This window comes from Paenibacillus sp. JNUCC 35 (genome assembly GCF_058269095.1).
In genome coordinates, this window is record NZ_CM177771.1 from 1,054,317 (window position 1) to 1,074,548 (window position 20,232).

General features: G+C 59.3%; 1 protein-coding gene. It reads left to right on the forward strand.

The features are described from left to right. Positions 1 to 405 precede the first annotated feature (405 nt). Complete coding sequence (locus AC2TF6_RS04790; RefSeq protein WP_491310129.1) at positions 406 to 20,049, forward strand: amino acid adenylation domain-containing protein; 19,644 nt, start codon at positions 406 to 408, stop codon at positions 20,047 to 20,049. Positions 20,050 to 20,232 lie beyond the last annotated feature (183 nt).

The following is a 20,232-nucleotide window of genomic DNA, read 5'->3' on the forward strand; positions in this document are numbered from 1 at the left end:
ATCGACGCATTTACCTTTCATTAAAACGTATAGAGCCTAGGCTGAGTCAGCGCCTGGGCTTTCCTTATGCGAAAATTTAGAAAAATTAATAACAAATTATGAAAAATTTTGTATATAAGTAAATTTTATTCGATTACAATGAAGGAACGGCATGTCAACTTGCTTTAGAATAAGACGATTCCCGGCGAAGCGTGCGGATGAAGATTTAAGCTTCGTCGAATTTGCGGTGATCCGTTCAAGCTAACGGGAATCGATTCCAAGACCGCCGTACGGCCGACTAAACACATCTAGCCGGCTTTTACGCCAAGTTTCAGTCATAATCGAATTCCGGCAACAAGTGGGCTGCTGTAAGCACCCAGTGACGACGGGTCCGGCTTTGACGGACCACGCTGCGGAGGGACGATGATGGAACAGTATCTAACGTTAATCGACATTATTCAAGACAGAAGGAGGCAGGCGGAGAAAGGCATCACTTATATTTCGGGGGACCGGGACGAGCTTTACGAATCGTACGGCGAGTTATTCGAACATGCGCTTCAGGCGCTGCATTATTTGCAGTCGCGCGGAATGGAGCCCGGGGATGAACTGCTGATGCAAATTGACGAGAACCGTACGTTTTTGCATGTCTTTTGGGGATGTCTGCTGGGCGGCATCGTGCCGGTTCCGGTAACGGTCGGCAGCAACGACGAACATAAGATGAAGCTGTTCAAAATTTGGGACACGCTGCGCCGCCCTTATTTGATCAGCGATGCCAAAGTGCTGGAAAGCTTGGAAAAGTACGCGCGACAGCAGGGGCTTGAGCAAGCCTTCGGCGTATTGGCGCAGACCGCATTGCCAACGGAAAGCCTGGATTATGGCTCGGAGGCCAAAGGAGTTATTTATCCGGTTCAGCCGGATCGCTTGGCTTTCATCCAGTTTTCTTCCGGATCGACGGGAGACCCGAAAGGTGTCATGCTGACTCATGAAAACTTGGTGCACAACATACGCGACGCTGCTGGCGAATCGGAATTTGACGACAACGACGCTTACCTCGGCTGGATGCCCCTTACCCACGACTTGGGATTGATTGCCTTTCATCTTACGTGCGTGATCGGCAATGTCAATCAATATATTATGCCTACCGCGCTTTTTATCCGGCGCCCTTCGCTTTGGCTCAAAAAAGCGTCGGAGCATCGGGTGACGTTAATTTGCTCTCCCAACTTTGGATATAAGTTTTTTTTGGATCAATATAAACCGGAAGCCGCCAAGGACTGGGATTTATCCCGGATCCGTATCATTTATAACGGGGCCGAGCCGATTTCGACTGAGGTGTGCGACCGGTTTTTGAGCGCAATGGCGGTCCATGGACTGCGCCGATCCGCGATGTTCTGCGTGTATGGAATGGCTGAGGCCTGCGTAGGCGTAGCCCATCCCCCGTTATATGAGGGCATCAAGGCGGTTCATCTGAACCGGGAATACCTGGCCATCGGCGAAGCGGTTGTGCCCGTTGCACCCGAAGAACGCTGCTGCGTGACTTTTGTCGATGTCGGCTATCCGATGGCAAGCTGCGATTTCCGGATTTGTGACGATAAACATCTTCCTTTACCTGACGATGTCATTGGGCATATTCACATTCGCGGCAAAAATGTGACGTCCGGCTACTACAACAATCCGCAGGCGACGGCCAAAGCGATGACGAAGGACGGTTGGCTTGTAACCGGCGATTTGGGTTTTATGCGCAGCGGCCGGCTCATTATTACCGGACGTGCGAAAGATATTATTTTCGTTAACGGGCAAAATGTATACCCGCATGATATTGAGCGTGTCGCGGAGGAGGTAGACGGGGTCGAGCTTGGTAAGGTGGCCGTCTGCGGCGTGCGCGACCCGGGGACAGGACAAGACCGGATTGTTTTATTTGTCATCTACACGAAAAAGCCGGAAGACTTTGTGCCGCTAATTGTCAAGCTGCGTCATCATTTGAACGAACGGGGCGGCTGGGAAGCTAGGGATGTGGTGCCGGTGCGCCGTCTGCCCAAGACGACGAGCGGCAAGGTGCAGCGTTACAAGCTGGCGCAGCAATATATGGCCGGCCAATTTGACGAAGTGTCCGGCCAACTGGCCGGTCTGCTGCTGGCGGCGCGCGCAGCGAAGCCGAAAGCCCTGGCCCGAAGCGAAGCGGAGCAGAAGCTGCTCGCTTTATGCAAACGGGTGCTGCAAACGGAGGAAATCGGCACGGACGAAAGTTACTTTGAACTCGGTGCCAATTCGCTGCAACTGACGCAGTTGGCCGAAGCGCTCGAAGGCGAGTTCGGAAAGCCTATTCCGGTGACTGATTTCTTCTCCTACCCGACCATTGCCAAGCTGGCCGCCCATCTTGCGGCGGACCCGGCGCAGAAAGCGCCGGTTAAGCTTGAGGCGGGACCGACGGATGATCCAGGCGACCAGGATATCGCGATTATCGGCATGGCCGGCAAATTTCCGCAGGCGGACACGTTGGAGCAGTTTTGGGAGCATGCGGCGCAGGGGCGCGACGCCATCGGTCCGTATGGCGATGCCAGGAAGCGGGACGCGGATGCGTTTATGGCAAAACTGCAGCGTGAACCGGGACAGTGGGAGGCGGTGGAAGGCGGCTATTTGGATGAGATCGATACGTTCGATTATGCTTTTTTCAAGTTGACGCCAAGGGAAGCGTCGCTGATGGACCCGAATCAGCGCTTGTTTTTACAAACGGCGTGGAGCGCGCTGGAGGATGCCGGTTATGGCGGCGCCAAGATGGCCGGATCCCGGACGGGCGTTTACGTCGGTTTTTCCAAAACCAGCTTCGATTACGAGCGTCTGCTCACGGAAGCGGAACCCGAGGCGCTGCCCCGGTTTATTATCGGCAATTTACCCTCGGTTATTTCGAGCCGAATCGCTTATTTGCTGGATTTAAAGGGTCCGGCGGTTACGGTCGATACGGCCTGCTCGTCTTCGCTGTCGGCGGTGCATTTGGCCTGCCGAGCTTTAATGAACGGGGATTGCGACATGGCCGTGGCGGGCGGCGTCAAAACCATTTTACTGCCGATTCGGGCGGGCATCGGCATGGAATCGGCCGACGGCCGTGCGCGGGCATTTGACCGGAAGTCGGACGGCACCGGCGCGGGCGAAGGCGTCGGTGCCGTGATTCTGAAGCCGCTGCGCCGGGCGGTGCAGGACGGCGACCGTATTGTCGCCGTCATCAAGGGCAGCGCCATGAACCAGGATGGCAGCACGATAGGCATCTCCGCGCCCAATGCGCTGGCGCAGGCGGATGTCATCGCGCAGGCATGGCGGAACGCGCGCGTAGACCCCGAGACGATCACATATATCGAAGCGCACGGGACGGGAACGCAGCTTGGTGATCCCGTGGAGATTGAGGGCATCTCGCAAGCGTTTGGCTGGTATACGGAGCGCAAACAGTTTTGCGCGGTAAGTACGGTCAAAACGAATATCGGTCATTTGTACGAAGCGGCCGGTATCGCCGGTTTGATCAAAGCAGTGCTCTCGCTCCGGCATCGGCAAATCGCGCCGCTCGTTCACTTCCGCGCGCCTAACCGTCAAATCCGTTTTGAGGATTCGCCGGTTTATCCCAATGTATCACTGACCGATTGGGAACCGCAGGGATTCCCGAGACGCTGCGGAGTCAGCTCGTTTGGATTTAGCGGCACGAACTGCCATGTGGTGCTTGAAGAATACAAACCGCGGGAGGAAGCGGCGGAGGCCGGCGCGGGCAGCACTGCGCCGGACGGTGCGCTGCTGCTCGTTTTGTCCGCGCGCACCGACAGCGCCTTGAAAGCGTTAATCGGACGTTATGCCGAGCGTTTTGAACGTTCACCGGATCTCGACATGCACAGCGTTTGCTTCACGGCGAGCACCGGGCGCAGTATGTTTGCGCATCGCCTCGCCATAGCGGCTGCCGGCCCGGCAGCGCTGCGCGACAGCCTTCTCCGGCTGCACCGCGAGGGCATTGCGGGCGAAGGCGTGTATACCGGACAGAGCGGGATGGTGTCCGGATTTGGCGAACCGGCCAGGGAGGTGCCGGACCGGCCGGAGGCTGTTGGGCCATTTTCCGCGGGGGCAGGCGGAGCAGCGCCGACGCTGGAAACGGCTGAAGGGGGGGCTCAACTGGCCAAAGCCTTTGTGCGGGGGGAACATATCGATTGGGAGCAATTGTACGCACAGGGGCAGCGCCATCGGGTATCGCTCCCGTCATACCCTTTTGAAGGCAAGCGCTGCTGGATTCAAATCGCCGAGACGCCGCAACGGCGGAGGGAAGAAACAGGCAGTTTGACGATGGAGAAAGGGCAGGTGAACGGAGTGAGCGATTTGCATGAACATTTGTCGCATGCCGGGGCAGTGTCGGATTCCGCTCGTCATTCGGAGGTTGCGCAAACGCTGGCTCAAATGATAAGCGACGTTTCGCATCTTGAAATGAATGAGCTTCATCCGCATACTCATTTTTTGGAGCTGGGGCTTGATTCGATCAACTTGACCCAAGTACGGCAAGGCATCAAGGATGTGTTTGGTCTCGATATTCCGATGAGCCGTTTTTTTGAAACGCTGACCAATTTGGAGCAGGTTGCCGAGTACATTGTGCATCATTTGCCGCATAACGCTTCGTCCGGTACGCAGAACGGGATCGACCGTTTCGGACGGCCAACCGGGGATGCCGTGCCGCATAGGGCCGAAGTGCTTTCCGCCGCCGCTTGGCAAGGCCAGTCAACCGAAGGACTGCCCGCTTTCCTGCCGATTTCTGCGGCGCCCCGTCAAGACAGGCAAGCTGCGCACGATATCCATGCCGGCTCAAGCCTGGGACAAGCCGCTGCCGCTGCGCACGTCCGAAGCGGACGGACGCCTGCGGACGCAGAACGCAGCGGCGGCGTAGAGGCGCAGCCCGGTTGGGACGGGCCCCCAAGCGCAGAGGCGCTCCGTCAGACTGCGCCCGAGCCGACGGGCGGCTGGCATCACCCGCCAAGCGTCGCATTCGTTCATGCGGTTCAGCCGATTATGGAACGGCAACTGGACATTATCGCCCGGCAGTTGGATGTGCTGCAGCCGCCTTCCTTTGTCGCGCCGGAAACCCCCGAGCACGCGGCAGGGACGGAGCCTCCAGCCTTCCCGGCGGCCGTTCCTCACGCGTATTCCGGCGATGCGCGCAGCGAAGCAGCCGCTGCCGGCGGATCGCCGTCCGTTGCGGCGCCGTCCGCGGTATCCGGCGGCGATCACGGCACAGGCGGCGATTCATCGGAGCCGGCGCGCACAGCGGCGGCGGACAGTGAAGGCGGGCAGCCGTTTCGGCCTTACCGTCCGATCGATGTGAAAACCCGTGAAGCGCTGCCGCTCCGTCAAGAGCAGCATTTGCGCGACTTGATCGACCGCTATACGGCACGCACCGGGCGGACCAAAGCATATACGCAGAACTACCGCGCTGTATATGCCAATAATCGCAATGTGGCGGGTTTTCGGCATGTGCTTAAAGAGATGGTGTACCAGCTCGTAGCGGAAAGGGCCGAGGGTTCCAAGGTTTGGGATTTGGATGGCAACGAATACATTGATTTGACGATGGGTTTCGGCGTGAATTTGTTCGGCCACGACCCGGCGTTTATTCGTGAACATATTGACAAGGCGCTGCGCAGCGGGATGTGCCTCGGACCGATGTCGAACCTGGCCGGCCAAGTGGCTGAAGGTATTTGCCGCATGACGGGCGTAGAGCGAATAGCACTCTTCAACTCCGGCACGGAAGCGGTTATGGTGGCTTTACGGTTGGCCCGGGCCGCTACAGGGCGGAGCAAGGCGGTTATATTTGCGGGTTCGTACCACGGCACGTTTGACGGCGTGCTTGCGCTTGCCCGCCCGGGCGCGGACCGGGAGCGGTCGATGCCTTTGGCACCGGGAGTGCCTTCCGGGATGGTAGATGACATCGTTGTGCTTCCTTACGGCACCGAGACGGCGCTTGCCTATATTCGCGAACACGCCCATGAATTGGCGGCGGTGCTGGTGGAGCCGGTGCAAAGCCGCAGACCGGATTTGCAGCCGCGGCCGTTTTTGGCGGCGGTTCGGGAGGCGACCAAACAAGCGGGCGCCGCTCTTATTTTCGATGAGGTGATCACCGGTTTCCGGCTTCATCCCGGCGGGGCGCAGGCGTGGTTCGGCATTGAGGCGGATTTGGTCACCTACGGTAAAGTTATCGGAGGCGGGCTGCCGATCGGCATCGTGGGCGGCAGTGCCGCCTTTATGGACGGCATCGATGGAGGCATGTGGCATTTCGGCGACGATTCGTATCCGCATCATGAGGAACGGCGCACATTTGTTGCGGGTACCTTCTGCCACCATCCCCTCGCCATGGCGGCATCGCTTGCCGTGTTGGAACGGCTGGAGCGCGACGGGGAGAAGCTGCAGGCGGAGCTGAATGCGAAAACCGCCGATTTGGCGGAGACCTTGAACCGCTTCTTTACCGAGGAAGAGGTGCCGATCCGGATCGTTTATTTCGGTTCCTTGTTCCGGTTTGCGCTCAAGGGCGATCTGGAGCTGTTTTACTACCACATGCTGGATCAAGGCATCTATATTTGGGAAGGGCGCAATTGCTTTTTGTCGACGGCGCACACGGAGACCGATATAGCCCGTATTGTGCAGGCGGTCAAGAACAGCGTAGCCGCGCTGCGACACGGAGGATTTTTGCCTGATCCGCCTCCGGACGGCCCGGACCCCGGCAAACTTCCGCTGCCCGAACTGCCCGAGCGCGATCATGATATTATCATTCCCTTGACGCCGGATCAAAAACAGCTTTGGTTTGCGTCGGTTTCCAGCCGTGAGAAGCCGCACGTTTTACATGAATCGGCGCTGATTCGGCTTCGCGGGCCGCTGCGCTTGCAAGCGTGGAGCGAATCGGTTCATACGCTGATGCGCCGGCACGAAGCGCTGCGTACGTACATGGGCGTAGACGGAGAAACGCAGGTGATCGCCGCGTCGCTGGAGGCGCAGATCAAGCTGCTGGATGTCAGCGGGTACGATGCTTTATCGCGCGAACGGCAAAAGAGCGTCTGGCTGAAACTGGGCATTGAAACCCCGTTCCGGTTATCGGAACGCGAACCTTTATTCCGCATCCATTTCTTAAAGCTGGAGGATGAGGAGCACTTGGCGCTTTTCACTTTTCACCACCTGATCGCGGACGGATGGTCCATTGTCGTATTTATGCGGGAGCTGGCGTCAATCTACAGCGCGATTGTTCGGAAGGAACGGTACCGGCTCCCGGAGGCTGCGGTTTTCCGCGATTATGCGGCATGGCAGCGACTGCGGATGGCCGATCCGCGCAGCGCGGAAGCGTCGGCATTTTGGACCGACGAGCTCTCCGGCCCGCTTTCCGTATTGGAGCTGCCGTCTCCGCTGCGGGGAGTAACTGTGCCGGGCCTTCAAGGGGGGCGGTATACGGCCGTGCTGGAAAGCGGGCTCGTTCAATCGCTCAAAACGCTCAGCATCCGGCTGGGCAGCAGTTTATTTGTTACGCTGCTGTCTGCCTTTAAAATCTTGCTGCACCGATTGACAGGCGACTCCAGGCTGACTATCGGCGTGCCGACGGCCGGTCAAGCACAGATGGACGCTTTTTCGCTGATCGGACATTGCGTCAATGTGCTTCCGGTGGTTAGCCGGATTCAACACGAGACGACATTTGCGGACTTTGCCGGCGCCGTCAAGGAAAGCATGCAACGGCTCGAAGCTTACCAGGCTTACAGCTTTGCGGCGTTGGCCGAGCAAGGGCTTCGGCATTTGCCTGTCATAAACGTCGTATTCAACATGGACCGGCCCTTGCCCAAGTTGCGGTTTCACGAGCTGGACACGGAGCTGCTCCCCAGCCTGGTCACGGCCAGCAAGTACGAGCTGTTTGTCAACGTGACTGAAGCGTATAAAGAGCTGCGGGTGGATTTTGATTACAACGCGGGATTGTTCGAACCGGATGTCATTGCCCACTGGTTCCGTTACTGGGTTACGATGCTGGATGAAATTACAAAAAAAGCCAATCATCCTCTTGCCGAAATATCGCTGTTGGGCATGGATGAAACCCGTCAAATATGCAAGCGCTGGTCGTCGCTTGCCGACCGGGACGGCGGCTGCCCTTGCGTGCTTGACGCCTTTGGACGGCCCGCTCCCGCCGGGACGGCGGGGGAGCTGCATATCGTGGCGCAGGGTCTGCTTAACCGGCAGAGCATGCGCGAGGCTACACGCACGGGCGAGTGGGTATACCACGCGCCGGGCGGGGAACTGAAACGCATCGGGCCGATCTCGGGTTTTGCCCGTATTCGGGGGCGCCTAATCAACTTGCGGCAGCTTGAGACGCATTTGCTGCGCGTCTGCAATTTGGAAGCTTGCGCTATCCGCGTGTGGGAGGATAGCGCTGCAGGCAGCGCCGCGACGCTTGCGGCGTATGTCGTCTCGGACCCGTCCGCGCCTTGGGAGGAGGAGGCGCTTAAACGGCGGTGGAGCGAGGCGCTGCCGGATTATGCGCAGCCCGGCCAAGTGATGCTCATGAAGGCGCTGCCGCTGCTTGCGGACGGCGAGCCGGATTGGGAGCGGCTGCCGGCTCCGTCAATGCCGGGCGCAGACCGTATGCTAGAGACGGGCGCAGGGCCGGATGACGGCGTAGAAGCCGAATTGATTCGGATGTGGCAAGAGGTGCTGGGTGTTTCGACGGTCCGTGCGCACGATCCGTTTTTTCAGCTCGGCGGCGATTCTTTGACGGCCACGGTTCTTTTATCCCGGATTCGTAAAACGTTTGGCGTGCAGATCCCGCTCGGCGAGCTGTTTCATCGGCAGACGGTGGGCGCGCTGGCCCAGTACATTCGGGGCGGCGAGAAGCAAACTTTTAGCCCTATCGAGCCTGTCGAGGCACATCCGCATTATCCCGTCTCGCCCGGACAGCGGCGAATGTACTTGCTCCAGCAGCAGGAGGGCGGCACGACATATAACGTGCCTGGACGTCTGCATCTCGAAGGAGATTTGCGCGTGCCGAGCTTCATTGAAGCGCTTCGCGAGGCCGCCGGGCGGCATGAGTCGCTGCGTACGTGCTTGAAGCTGGAAGGCGGCGAGGTCGTACAGGCGATCCAGCCTGAGCTTGTGCTTCATGTTCCGGTGACGCAAGCCGAGGCGAGTGAGCTGGAGGCGATTTCCCGCCGGTTTATCCGCCCGTTCCGATTGGAGGAAGCGCCCTTAATACGCGCCGAGCTGCTTGATTTCGGGAATCGGCGTTACGCGCTTTTGATTGATGTACATCATGCGGCTGCGGATGGTTTTTCGATGGCAGTGCTGTTGGACGAAGTGCTGCAAGCCTATCAGGGACGCCAATTGAAACCTGTGCGTGTGCAGTACAAGGATTTTGCGGCATGGCAGCGGCGGCAGCTTGCCCAAGGAACGTACCAAGAACAGGAGGCGTATTGGCTGCAAACGCTGGGCGGCGAGCTGCCGGTGCTTGATATGCCTGCGGACTTTCCGAGGCCTCAGACGCAAAGCTTTGAAGGCGGCGTAGCGTCTTTGACGCTGACGCCTCAGCTCACAGACGCGCTGCGGCAGCTGGCAGCAAACAGCGGCACAACGCTTTATATGGTGCTGCTTGCCGCTTATTTTGCGCTGTTGTCCCAATATACCGGACAGGACGAGATTATCGTCGGCACGCCGGTATCCGGACGCAGACATGCGGATACCGAAGCCGCGCTCGGGATGTTCGTCAATACGCTGGCCTTGCGCGGACGGTTGCAGGCATCCCAGTCGTTTGCGGAGCTGCTGCAGCACGTAAAGGCACTTGCGCTTGCGGCATTCGAGCGCCAAGACTATCCGTTCGACGAGCTGCTGGATAAACTGAATCCGGTACGCGATTTAAGCCGGAATCCCGTGTTCGATACGATGTTTATGTTCCAAAATGAAGCGGTGCAGCCATCTCGCGCCGGCGCCTTGACCTATAAGGTTGAAGAAATCAATCCGGGCATTTCCAAGTTCGATTTCTCCCTGCAAGTGACAACGGACCATGCTGACGGGGAAACGCTGCAATGTACTTGGGAGTACGCCGTTCGGCTGTTTGCGCCGGAGACAATCCGTCTGCTGGCGAAGCGTTACATCCGCATCTTGGAGGTCGTTTCCGCCGATCCTGCGGTACGTTTGACGGGGATCGATCTGCTAACGGATGCGGAGAAAGAGCGGCTGCTGGATGCAGGGAACGGAGCGGATTGTCCGGCAATACCCGAGTTTACCGTGCAAGGTTTATTTGAAAAACAAGCCTTCGCAACGCCGGACAGGGCGGCGGTTGTGTTCGATGGACAAACGGTGTCCTACGGCGAACTGAACCGCCAAGCCAATCGGCTGGCCCACAGGCTGCAGGCGCTGGGCGCCGGTCCGAACACGTTGATTGGCATATGCTTGGACCGCAGCCCGTCTTTGCCGGCGGCACTGCTTGCCGTGTTGAAATCCGGCGGCGCCTATGTCCCGCTCGACCCGTCGCTGCCGGATGAACGGCTCCGCTATATGACGGAGCGGGCGGAACTTCGCGTGCTGGTCACTGTGCAGGCTTACGCTGAGCGATTGGGCGGGCTGCGCGACTTGACGGTTGTGTGTCTGGATACGGAGGCGGGCGCCTTGCTGTCGCAGTCTGACGCCAATCCGCGCAGCGAGGCGGACGGCGAGCATCTCATGTATGTGATTTATACGTCAGGATCGACGGGCATGCCGAAGGGAGCGAGCGTTTACCGCTCGGGCTTTGCGTCATTGATGCGTTGGTACACCGGGGAATTCGGGATGTCGGCAGCGGATAAGCTGCTCGTGATCACCTCGCCAAGCTTCGATTTGACGCAAAAAAATATATTTGCGCCGCTGCTGACCGGCGGGCAGCTAATTTTGCCTCCGGCAGGTCCTTACGACGCGCGGCAGATTGTGTCGCTTATTGAGCAGCATGGCATTACGCTGCTGAACGGGACGCCCAGCGCGTTTTATCCTTTGCTGGATACGTCGGCTCCCGCGCAATTCGCGCCATTGGTAACGCTGCGGCACCTGTTTTTGGGCGGCGAACCGATTGCCGCCGACAGGCTTGCGCCTTGGTTGAAATCGGACGCGTGCCTTGCGGAAGTCGTTAACACCTACGGGCCGACGGAATGCACAGATGTGACTGTGTTCGCACGCTTGCCGGCAATTACCGCTTTTGCAGGCAAGCGAGTGCCGATCGGCCGACCCGTGCCGGGCACGCGCGTCTATATTTTAAACGCGGAGCTGGGGCTGGTGCCTGCCGGCACTCCGGGCGAGCTTTGCATCGCCGGTGCGCAGGTGGGCGGCGGCTACGTGGGCGACCCGCAGCAAACTGCCGCCAAATTCGTGCCCAACCCGTACGGCGGCGCGCAATGTTCGGTCATTTACCGGACGGGCGATCTGGCCCGGTTTTTGCCGGACGGAACGATCGATTATCTCGGGCGGATCGATCATCAAGTGAAGGTTCGGGGCTACCGAATTGAACCCGGTGAAATTGAAGCCGTCTTGCGGCACGACATCGGCGCGGCGGATGCCGTCGTCTTGGCTTGGGAAGTCCGGCCCGGCGATCGTCAGCTAATCGCTTACGCGGTGCCGAGGACATCCTCCAAGGAAGCGGCCATGCCGCCCAAGGCGCTGGCCGCTTTGTGGAGAAGCGAATTACGCCGCCGCTTGCCGGAGTATATGGTTCCTTGGCCGCTCGTCATTATGGACGCGTTTCCGCTGACGCCGAACGGGAAAATCGACCGGAGCGCGCTGCCTGCGCCGGAAATTGATCTCGCGGAGCGGTCGGGCGAAGGAACGGAAGCGCCGCGCACGGTGATGGAGGCGAAGCTAACGGAGCTGTGGCGGGAAGTGCTTGGCGCGGAAGCCGTCGGTATCCGCGATCATTTCTTCGAAATCGGCGGACATTCGCTGCGGGCGGCGGCGCTGACGGCGCGTATTCACCAAGCGCTGCAGGTGGAAGTGCCGATGCGGATGGTGTTCGAGCATCCGACCGTCGAATCGCTGGCGCAGGCGATGGAAGGGCTGCAGCCCAATCCATACGCCGGCATTCCGGCTGCCGGCGAGCAGGAAAGCTATCCCGTTTCGTCGGCGCAAAAACGGCTGTATGTGCTCAGCCAATTGGAGACGGACGGCTTCGGGTACAACATGCCGGGCGTCCTGCGGCTGGACGGCGAGCCGGATGCGGCTCGGCTGGAGCAGGCGTTCCGCGCGCTGATCCGGCGTCATGAAGCGCTGCGGACTGCTTTTACGCTGCGTGATGGCGTGCCGGTGCAGCGGATTGCCCCGAAGGAAGCGCCGCCGGAGTTTACGCTGCCGCGCATCCGTGTCCAAGACGAAGCGGAAGCGCGGCAGGCGGTCCGGGCGTTTATCCGCCCGTTTGATCTGGAGCAGGCGCCGCTGCTGCGCGCCGCGCTGGTGGATGAAGGCGCTAATCGCCACCGGTTGCTGGTCGACATGCATCACATCGTATCCGATGGGGTGTCGACAGCGATTTTGCTGGAGGAGCTGTCCCGGCTGTACAACGGCGAAGGCGAAGCGCTTCCGGAGCTGCGCATCCAGTACAAGGACTATGCGGTGTGGCAGCAGTCGGAGGCGGGAAGCGAGCGGGTCCGTGCGCAGGAAGCTTACTGGCTGGAGCGGCTGAAGGGCGAGCTGCCGGTGCTGGATTTGCCGGCGGACCGGACCCGGCCGGCCGTGTTCCGCTACACGGGGGGCCTTGTCCGCTTCACCCTGGGAGCGGAACGGACAAGCGGGCTGAAGCGGCTGGCGCTGCGCACGGGAGCGACGCTGTACATGGTGCTGCTGGCGGCCTATTCCACGCTGCTGTCGAAGTACAGCGGACAAGAGGAAGTGATCGTGGGGACGCCGGTAGCGGGAAGGCCGCACGCGGAGCTGGAGCGGGTGATGGGCATGTTTGTGAACACGCTGGCGCTGCGCACGTATCCGTCGGCGGACAAGCCGTTTGAAGCGTACGTGAGGGAAGTGAAAGAGCTGGCGCTGGAAGCGTACGCGCATCAGGATTACCCGTTCGAAGAACTGGTGGAGAAACTGAACGTGCGGCGGGATATGAGCCGCAATCCGCTGTTTGACACGATGTTCGCGTGGCAGGGCGAAGGCGGAACCGTGCCGGAGCTGGCAGGGCTGAAGGCGAGCGCGGACGAAGCGGATTACCGCTCGGCGAAATTCGATCTGACGCTGGATGCGGAGGAGCAAGGGGGTGAACTCCTATTCCGACTGGAATACTGCGACGCGCTGTACGAGCGGGAGACGGCCGAACGGATGGCCGGCCATTTCGTGCAGTTGATCGATGCGGCGCTGGCTGATCCGCAGGCCAAGCTATCGGCGTTAAGCATGCTGACGCCGGAGGAGAGGACGCAGGTGCTGGAATCGTTTAACGACACGACCCGCGCCTATTCAGCGGATGACATGATGACAATTCATGGTCTCCTTGAACGTCAGGCGGCGCGCACGCCGGACCGCCCGGCCGTGGTGTCGGGAAAGCGGCAATGGAGCTACCGCGAACTGAATGAACGGGCGAACCGGCTGGCGCGCACGCTTCAGGCCAAAGGTGTGGGCCGGGAGTCCCTGGTCGGCATATTGGCCGAGCGTTCACCGGAGATGATTGCCGCGGCGCTGGCAGTCATGAAGGCCGGGGGCGCATATGTGCCGATTGATCCTGATTACCCGGAAGCGCGTATCCGCTATATGTTGGAGGACGCCGGCGTTTCGCTGCTTCTCGCGCAGTCGCCGCTTCGGAACCGTGTGGCGTTTGGCGGCGAATGGCTGCTGCTGGATGATCCGCAAAGCTTCAGCGGCGACGGGTCAAATCTCGCGGGCTCCGTAAAACCCGGCGACTTGGCTTACGTCATTTATACGTCGGGTACGACGGGGCAGCCCAAAGGGGTGCTGGTTGAACATGCGGGGGTATGCAATTACAAATTGTTTTACGATGAAGCGCTTAAGGTGTGCGAACAGGACCGCGTGCTGCAGTTTGCCAGTTTTTCATTCGATGCGGCCTGCTCGGAAATGACAATGAGTTTATTTGGCGGGGCGGCACTTTATGTGCCGGACGCTTCGGTGATCGCCGATTACCGGCTGCTGGAACAATACGTGCGGGACAACGGCATTACGGTCGCCACACTTCCGCCGACTTATGCCGCTTACTTGAATCCGGCGCACATGCCGAGCCTGACGCGGCTCATTACCGCAGGCTCCGCGTCTTCCCCCGAGCTGGCGCGCCGTTGGAGCGGGTTTGTACGCTATTTTAACAATTACGGACCGACGGAGGATTCCATCTGCTCGACGGCATGGCCGTATTCGACTTTGGACGATACAGCTAAAACGGTGCCGATCGGGCGTCCCATCGCCAATCATCAAGTATATATTTTGGGCGCGGATCAATCCATCATGCCGGTCGGCATACCCGGCGAATTGTGTGTCAGCGGAATCGGCTTGGCCCGAGGGTATTTAAACCGTCCCGAGCTGACTGCGGAAAAATTCGTTCCCGTTCCGTTTGCGCCCGAACGCCGGATGTACCGGACCGGGGACTTGGCCCGGTGGCTGCCCGACGGCAATTTGGAATATATGGGGCGCATCGACGACCAAGTTAAAATCCGCGGCTACCGCATCGAGCTTGGCGATGTTTTGACGCAGTTGAACCGGCTCCCTTCCGTGCGGGAGGCGCTGATCGTTGCCCATGCGGACAAGGCTGGCGCGGTGGAATTGTGCGCCTATTTCACCGCCGAAAAGACATGGAGCGTCGGTGAACTGCGCCAAGCGCTGCTGCAAGAGCTGCCGGCCTATATGGTGCCGACTTATGCCGTGCAGCTCGCCGCGTTTCCGCTGACGCCGAACGGGAAAATCGACCGGAGCGCGCTGCCCGCGCCGGACGTTGATCTCGCGGAGCGGTCGGGCGAAGGAACGGAAGCGCCGCGCACGGTGATGGAGACGAGGCTGACGGAACTGTGGCGGGAAGTGCTTGGCGCGGAAGCCGTCGGTATCCGCGATCATTTCTTCGAAATCGGCGGCCATTCGCTGCGGGCAGCGGCGCTGACGGCACGTATTCACCAAGCGCTGCAGGTGGAAGTGCCGATGCGGATGGTGTTCGAGCATCCGACCGTCGAATCGCTGGCGCAGGCGATGGAAGGGCTGCAGCCCAATCCGTACGCGGGCATTCCGGCTGTCGGCGAGCAGGAAAGCTATCCCGTTTCGTCGGCGCAGAAACGGCTGTATGTGCTCAGCCAATTGGAGACGGACGGCTTCGGGTACAACATGCCGGGCGTCCTGCGGCTGGACGGCGAGCCGGATGCGGCGCGGCTGGAGCAGGCGTTCCGCGCGCTGACCCGGCGTCATGAAGCGCTGCGGACTGCTTTTACGCTGCGTGATGGCGTGCCGGTGCAGCGGATTGCCCCGAAGGAAGCGCCGCCGGAGTTTACGCTGCCGCGCATCCGTGTCCAAGGCGAAGCGGAAGCGTGGCAGGCGGTCCGGGCGTTTATCCGGCCGTTTGATCTGGAGCAGGCGCCGCTGCTGCGCGCCGCGCTGGTGGATGAAGGCGCTAATCGCCACCGGTTGCTGGTCGACATGCACCACATCGTATCCGATGGGGTGTCGACAGCGATTTTGCTGGAGGAGCTGTCCCGGCTGTACAACGGCGAAGGCGAAGCGCTGCCGGAGCTGCGCATCCAGTACAAGGACTATGCGGTGTGGCAGCAGTCGGAGGCGGGAAGCGAGCGGGTTCGTGCGCAGGAAGCTTACTGGCTGGAGCGGCTGAAGGGCGAGCTGCCGGTGCTGGATTTGCCGGCGGACCGGACCCGGCCGGCGGTGTTCCGCTACACGGGAGGCCTTGTCCGCTTCACCCTGGGAGCGGAGCGGACAAGCGGGCTGAAGCGGCTGGCGCTGCGCACGGGAGCGACGCTGTACATGGTGCTGCTGGCGGCCTATTCCACGCTGCTGTCGAAGTACAGCGGACAAGAGGAAGTGATCGTGGGGACGCCGGTAGCGGGAAGGCCGCACGCGGAGCTGGAGCGGGTGATGGGCATGTTTGTGAACACGCTGGCGCTGCGCACGTATCCGTCGGCGGACAAGCCGTTTGAAGCGTACGTGAGGGAAGTGAAGGAGCTGGCGCTGGAAGCGTACGCGCATCAGGATTACCCGTTCGAAGAACTGGTGGAGAAGCTGAACGTGCGGCGGGATATGAGCCGCAATCCGCTGTTTGACACGATGTTCGCGTGGCAGGGCGAAGGCGGAGCCGTGCCGGAGCTGGCAGGGTTGAAGGCGAGCGCGGACGAAGCGGATTACCGCTCGGCGAAATTCGATCTGACGCTGGATGCGGAGGAGCAGGGGGATGAACTCCTATTCCGACTGGAATACTGCGACGCGCTGTACGAGCGGGAGACGGCCGAACGGATGGCCGGCCATTTCGTGCAGTTGATCGATGCAGCACTGGCTGATCCGCAGGCCAAGCTATCGGCATTAACCATACTGATGCCGGAGGAACGCAGCGGGTTGCTGGATCATTTTGCTAATGCAGGGCTTGAGGCAGGACGAGGAATGGCGGGAGTTTTCCATGAGGCGTTTACCGCGCACGCGGCACGTATTCCTGCGCAGACAGCCGTTGTTTACCGGGATGAACGGCTAAGTTACCGCGAGCTGGACGAACGGTCCAACCGGCTTGCCCGTAAACTGCAAGCATGCGGTGTAGGCCGAGAGACACTTGTCGGTATTATGGCGGGGCGATCGCCGCTGCTGCTTGTCGCCGTGCTGGCGGTCTGGAAGGCCGGGGGCGCGTATGTGCCGCTTGACCCCGATTATCCGCCGGAACGTATCCGTTTTATGCTGGAGGATAGCGGAGCATCCGTCCTGCTGACGGAAGCGGCGCTTGAACCGCGGCTGGAAGTAATTTTGGCTGATAACGAAGCCGGAACCGCGGTGCTCGCATTGGATGATGAAGCGATTTACGACGACCAGGGTTCGGCCATTGCTGTCATCAATCGGCCCGGTGATCTTGCTTACCTGATCTATACATCGGGAACGACAGGGCGTCCGAAGGGTGTGATGATCGAGCACCGAAGCTTGATGAATACGGCGGAAGGCTACCGCCGGGAGTACCGACTTGACCAATTTCCGGTGCGGCTTTTGCAGTTGGCCAGCTTTTCGTTCGACGTTTTTGTCGGTGATCTCGCGAGGACACTGTATAATGGCGGCATGATGGTCATTTGCCCCAAGGACGACCGATTGGACCCAACTCGCTTGCATCACTGGATTCAAGCTTACGATGTGAACGTGTTCGAATCGACGCCTGCGCTAATCGTGCCTTTTATGCAATATGTGGCGGACAGAGGGCTGGACATAGGCGCGATGAAGCTGCTGATCACCAGCTCGGACAGCTGCAATGTTGCGGATTATCGCGCGCTGCAGGAACGATTCGGCGCGCAAATCCGCATCATCAATGCGTATGGCGTGACAGAGGCGGCTATCGATTCCAGCTACTATGACCAGCCGCTGAAACGGCTGCCGGACGCAGGGCATGTTCCTATCGGACGGCCGCTGCTGAACGCGCGGTTTTATATTTTGGATTCGCAGCTTCGGCCGGTTCCCGTCGGTGTGCTGGGCGAGCTTTGCATCGGCGGAGCGGGCGTCGCGCGCGGATATTGGAACCGTCCTGACCTGACGGGCGAAAAGTTTGTGCCCAATCCCTTTGTTCCCGGCGAAAGGCTGTACCGTACGGGGGATTCGGCCCGCTGGCTGCCGGACGGCGATGTGGATTTTATAGGGCGTTTGGATGACCAGGTGAAAATTAGAGGATACCGGATCGAACTTGGCGAAGTGGAGGCGCGCCTCATGAAACAGAGTTTCATTCTGGAAGTTGTTGTTGCGGGGAAGGAAAGCATCCACGGGCAAAAACAGCTTTGCGCCTATATTGTCGCCAACCGGATCATCTCCCCGGGCGCGCTGCGGAAAGAGCTCGCCGAAGAGCTGCCGGATTATATGATTCCGTCGGCTTGGGTGCAATTGGACCGTCTACCGCTCACCCCGAATGGAAAAGTCGATCGCAAGGCGCTGCCTGCGCCAAATCTGGAGGAGAACCCGGACGCGGCCTACGCCGCTCCGCATACGAAACTGCAGCGAACGCTGACGGAGCTCTGGCAAAAGCTGCTGGGCACCGAAACGATCGGGATAGATGATAATTTCTTTGAACGGGGCGGTCATTCGTTAACCGCCATCCAATTGATCGCTCAAGCGCAAGCGGCAGGAATACCGATAGGTATTCATCATATTTTCCAAGGGCAGACGATTCGCAAGCTGTCGGCACTGCTGGAGCAGCCGGACGAAGTAAACATTCAGCCTGCCGAAACGGTTCAGGAAAGCGAACGGCGATTGAAGAAGGCATTTGGCCTTCGCTCGCGGTTTGTGACGGAGGAAAGCGAAGACGGTCTTCGCGTGACGCTGAATATGGAGCCGTGCCACGGAGTAAAGGTGAGTGAACTGCTCGCTTTTATTCGTGCCGAGCTTGCTTCGAATCTGCACCCGCACTATTTGACGACAGGCGAGTCTGCAGCCGATTCGGTTGCGGTGGGGAGGGACGCCCCAATAGAACAGCTCGTGCCGCTTGCTATCTCCGGAAAATCCCCAGCCGAAATAAAACAGCGTGTTAAAAGGGAGCTTTCGCGGATACAGGTTCTTCATGAAGCTTGGCAGTCCAACATCATTGCAGGAGCAGTGGAATGCCGGTATGCGCTTGCTCCGGCTCAGGAGTACCACCTGGAGCGGCCGCAATGCTCGGGCACCGCGATAAGGCTTGATGTGCTTGGTCTCGACGCCGATCTGTTATCCGAAGCTGTCCGCAACCTGCTTGCTCGCCATAGCCTGCTGCGGAGTGTGCTGGTGCGCGACGGGCAGGACTGGGTGTGGGAACAGCGCGCGGTCCCGGAACAGTTGACGCTGCCTGCCGTAGATCTATCCGATTACAGCAAAGCCGATCAACAGGAACTACTCGCCCGTCTGCTGCCCAAGCTGTTTACTGAGCCCTACAGGCTAAGCGGTCGTCTGCTATATCGCATGGCGCTTGTCCGTCTGAATTGGCGGGAGCATTGGCTGCTGCTTCCCTTCTCGCATTTGATCTATGACGAGACAAGCGGGTCAATTCTCGAAAGCGAGCTGCTTGAAGCTTATCGCCGTTTGGATAGCCGCTCGGAGGAGGACCTTACAGCTTGGCCTCAGCTTAGAACGTCGGGCGCAGAGGCCGGTACAGCCGGCATGCCGGCGGACGGTTACCCGGCTTATGTAGCGCAAGTGAGGAAGGGCCCGCAGCATATCGGGGACCATGAATTGGTACAGCTTTTTCACCTTGAAGATTTTGACGCCGGATTGGAATTGGTGAACGAGTCAATCCATGCCCCGCTTGGTCAAGGTTACACGAAGGCCGAGTTACGCTGCGATATGTCGGAATTCAAGGAACTTGCGTCGGTTAACTGGGGAGTGTGGTCACTGCAGCTTGCCGGACGTTTTTTCCGCAGTTATTTGCAATTGGCCGCGGTTCCCGTGTGGATGACGCATTACGGCAGACATTACGAAAATAATGCGTTTTTCAAAACTGTCGGCGAGTGTATCGATCAGATCCCGCTGCTGTTGACCGGTACGGAGGCCGACTCCGAATCGGTTCGGGAAAAGCTCCAAACGGCCGCAGCGCGAAATATCAACTTTTTGAATCTCGTTTATAATGAACAGACCGCCTCAAACTATCCAAAGTCCCGGCATTTGCTGCGAAAAGGATTAGACAGTACAGCGATCGTATACAACTATTTGGGCGAGTCGGAGGATGCGGCCTACTTATTTGAAGAAGCGGAAGCGGAAGCGGAAGCGGCCAGCGGCGAATCCCATGCTCAGCAACCGCCCGTACTCCATTTTACGTCACAGCATCAAGGCAGCGTATGGCAAATTTCTGTGACACTGCCTTACCGTGAAGAGAAGGAGACGATCGTTGAGATGCTGGAAAAAGAGCTTCAAGCTTTGGTAGCCTCCTTGCGCAGCGTTAAGGCGCACGTATAAAGTGAGGGGTCTGCAAGCCGGCTTAGGGGACAATCGAACCGACCTGGGTGTCAGCATGCCGAGTGTGGGTGTGTCTGCAGTGCGGATTAACCAACCAAAGTCTGCCCGGTAGGGTAGTAGACAACTTTATCAGGAAACCTAAAGAACCCGCGTTATCTTGTGTAACGCGGGTTTCCGTTTGTT